General features: G+C 68.3%; 3 protein-coding genes and 1 pseudogene. All 4 read left to right on the top strand.

The window, feature by feature from the left end:
- Nucleotides 1-95, top strand: a pseudogene (locus ACIA77_RS52345) (hypothetical protein); the annotation flags it as partial.
- 17 nt (nucleotides 96-112) lie between these two features.
- Nucleotides 113-415 carry a hypothetical protein gene (locus ACIA77_RS52340; RefSeq protein ID WP_395893734.1) on the top strand — a complete coding sequence of 101 codons (303 nt, stop codon included), beginning with the start codon at nucleotides 113-115 and terminating at the stop codon, nucleotides 413-415.
- Nucleotides 412-690 (top strand): hypothetical protein, encoded by a 279-nt coding sequence (locus tag ACIA77_RS52335; protein WP_395893733.1) that lies wholly within the window; start codon nucleotides 412-414, stop codon nucleotides 688-690. Before ACIA77_RS52340 ends, ACIA77_RS52335 begins: the two co-directional genes overlap by 4 nt.
- Before the next feature lie 242 nt (nucleotides 691-932).
- On the top strand, nucleotides 933-2633 hold the full coding sequence (locus tag ACIA77_RS52330; RefSeq protein WP_395893732.1) for a GAF domain-containing protein: 1701 nt from the start codon (nucleotides 933-935) through the stop codon (nucleotides 2631-2633).
- Nucleotides 2634-2812 lie beyond the last annotated feature (179 nt).

Genomic DNA, 2812 nt, shown 5'->3' with positions numbered 1-2812 from the left:
GAGAGCCGCTCGTGCCCGGCCAGGTCAAACCGCGCCTGCTCGGGCACTGGGGGACCTCGCCAGGGCTGAACTTCGTCTACGCCCACCTCAACCGCCCTGCAAACAGGGCGACGTGGAGCAGAGGTACTGGCGTGCGCTGACGATCGTGCAGCTGTCGGCGGGGTGGCAGCTTCGCGACCCGGTGGATCTTCGTCGCTTCGAACTGCGGCAGGGCCTCACGACCCGGTACCTCGCCCGCTGCCGCCGGCCGCCGGCCGCCGTCACGCTCGAGCCCAACGCCGTTCACGCGGGGACGCAGCTGCGCCTGCCGGAAGTCCCGACGGACCTGCCGTCCGAGTTGCATTGGGTCATCCATGCCCTCACGTGCATCAGTGGCATCATCGACACGATGCTCGACGGTGACACGTTCCCATGAACCCGGTCGACGGGTGGGCAGCCGACCTGCAGCGGTTCACCGAATTTCTGCGAGACAACCCGAGCGGAAACGAGCTGAAGCGCCGTCGGACGCACGTGAAATTCATGACGGACCTCGGCGGTGAACTCGCAACGGCGTCCGCCCAAGTCGGGATCACGCCCGAACAGATGTCTGACTGGTGCCTCAACAACAGCGAAGGGGGCGTCTCACGCATGCCTGCGCTCGGCTTGTTCGGAGAAGTCCTCCGCGAGAAGCTGTCGATCTCGTCGACCTGACGTACCTCAGCGCAGGTGCGGGGTATTGCGATCACGTCGTGGGCGAGCGATCGCACACGTCCCACCTGGCCAATGGACTACGACGACTTGGTCGGCCGAACAACGTTCACCGCAATCTCGCTCGTTGATAGAGCGGCTGTGAGGCCGGAGTGCGCCGGGGTTGACGTTTTCCCACTGATGTGTCGACACTGGAACGCTCCGCGGTTTCGACGACGTAGGCTTTCCTAGAAGCGGGAGCCGGGGTGAGCGAGGACGACGAAGCCGAGTCCGGCGGGTTGGCGTTTCCCGACGAGCCCCGGCTGGAGCTGGACCAGTTGCTGGGCCAGCTGGTCGAACGCGCCCAGGAAGTCATCGGCACCCAGGGCCGTCTGAGAGGCCTGCTGCGAGCGACGCAGATGATCACCGGCGACCTCGCCCTCCCGGCGTTGCTGCGCCGGATCGTCGACGCCGCCCGCGAACTGATCGGCGCACGTTACGCGGCGCTGGGGGTGATCGGTGCGGAGGGGCGACTGATGGAGTTCGTGCACAGCGGCATGGATGCGGACGCGATCACCCGGATCGGGCACCTGCCCGAGGGCGAAGGTCTGCTCGGCGCGCTGATCGATGACCCGCGGCCGATCCGGCTGACCCGGCTCCAGGACGACCTGCGATCGATCGGGTTCCCGCCGGGACACCCGCCGATGGAGAGCTTCCTCGGGGTGCCGATCCGCGTGCGGGAAAGCGTCTTCGGCAATCTGTACCTGTGCGACGGGGCACGGGGCCGGTTCAGCGCTGACGACGAGCAGCTTGCGCTCGCGCTGGCCGCCACGGCAGGCGGCGCCATCGAGAACGCGCGGTTGTACGAAACCGCACAGAGCCGGCAGGCCTGGCTCCGTGCGTCGGGCGCGATAGCCCGTGAGTTGCTCTCGCCCGACCAGGGAAGCCCGCTGGATCTCGTCGCGAGCCACATGCGGGAATTGGCTGCCGCGGATCTGGTCACGATCATCCGTCCGAGCGGCGACGCGAACTTGCTGCGCGTAGACCGGGCGGTGGGCCTCGAAGCGGATGCGTTGCTCGGCGTGCTCATCCCCGCCGAAGCCACGATGGCCGGCGCGGTGATGGCAACCGGGAAAGCGAGGGTGGGTTCGTGGCCGAAAGAACGGGAACAGCTGGGCCGCGCACCGGTGATCGAGCTGGACATCGACGCCGTGCTCGCGGTGCCGTTGACCAGCCACGGTCGGGTGACCGGAATACTGACCGCCGCGCGCCGGACCGGGCGGCCGCCGTTCACCGGCGAGGATCTGAAGATGGCCGCCGGGTTCGCGGACCAGGCTGCGGTGGCGGTCGAACTGGCGCAGGCGAGGGCCGAGCAGCAGCTCAGCGCCCTGCACGACGAACGCGATCGGATCGCGGCCGAACTGCACGGCGAGATCATGCGGCGCCTGTATGCGGAGACCCTGTCGTTGCAGACCACGCTGGGGCTGGCGAAGTCTCCGATCGTCGCGGCCCGGCTACGCGAATCGATCGCCGGCCTGGACGACATCATCGACCACGTGCAAGCAACCGTCTTCCGGCTCGACGACGTGGCCCCGGTCCGGCGGGTGCCGCTGCGCGACGAGGTGCTGCGCGTGCTGTCGGAAGCAGCGCCGGCGCTGGGGTTGATTCCGGCCACCCGGTTCACCGGCAAGCTGGACACCTATCCAGAGGACGCGGTGGCCCCGTTCGTCGTCGAGGCGCTGCGGCTCGTCGCCGCTCACGCCGCGGCCACGGCGGTGGACGTAGAGATCAGCGCGGCGCCGCACCGGCTCACGGCGGTCGTGCAGTATGACGGCCCGGGCGATCTGACGCGGGCGGCGGCACCAGAGCTGGCCGCGTTGGGGCAGAAGGCAAGGGAACGCACCGGCGCACTGACCGTCGAACGTGCATCCGGGAAGACCCGGCTCAGCTGGTCGGTACCCAGCTGAAAGGGGTCAAATACGACCCGATGCTGAATTCGGTCTTCACTGGCTGGCTGTGTCGCGGGCATATGCTTCTGCCACCGCTGTGCCCGAGGTGCGAGGAGGACCGATGTTGCGGGTTTTCCTGGTGGACGACCACGAAGTGGTGCGGCGCGGCGTCGCCGAGCTGCTGGAGGACGAAGACC

It is taken from the genome of Amycolatopsis sp. NPDC051903 (assembly GCF_044452505.1).
Taxonomy (GTDB): domain Bacteria; phylum Actinomycetota; class Actinomycetes; order Mycobacteriales; family Pseudonocardiaceae; genus Amycolatopsis.
Note: the sequence above shows the minus strand (reverse complement) of the source record. Positions and strands in the feature narration are given on the sequence as shown.

What these genes read in the sequence shown, in the direction of transcription:
- ACIA77_RS52335 (WP_395893733.1), top strand. Translation starts at nt 412, where the DNA reads ATGAACCCGGTCGACGGGTGGGCAGCCGACCTGCAGCGGTTCACCGAA.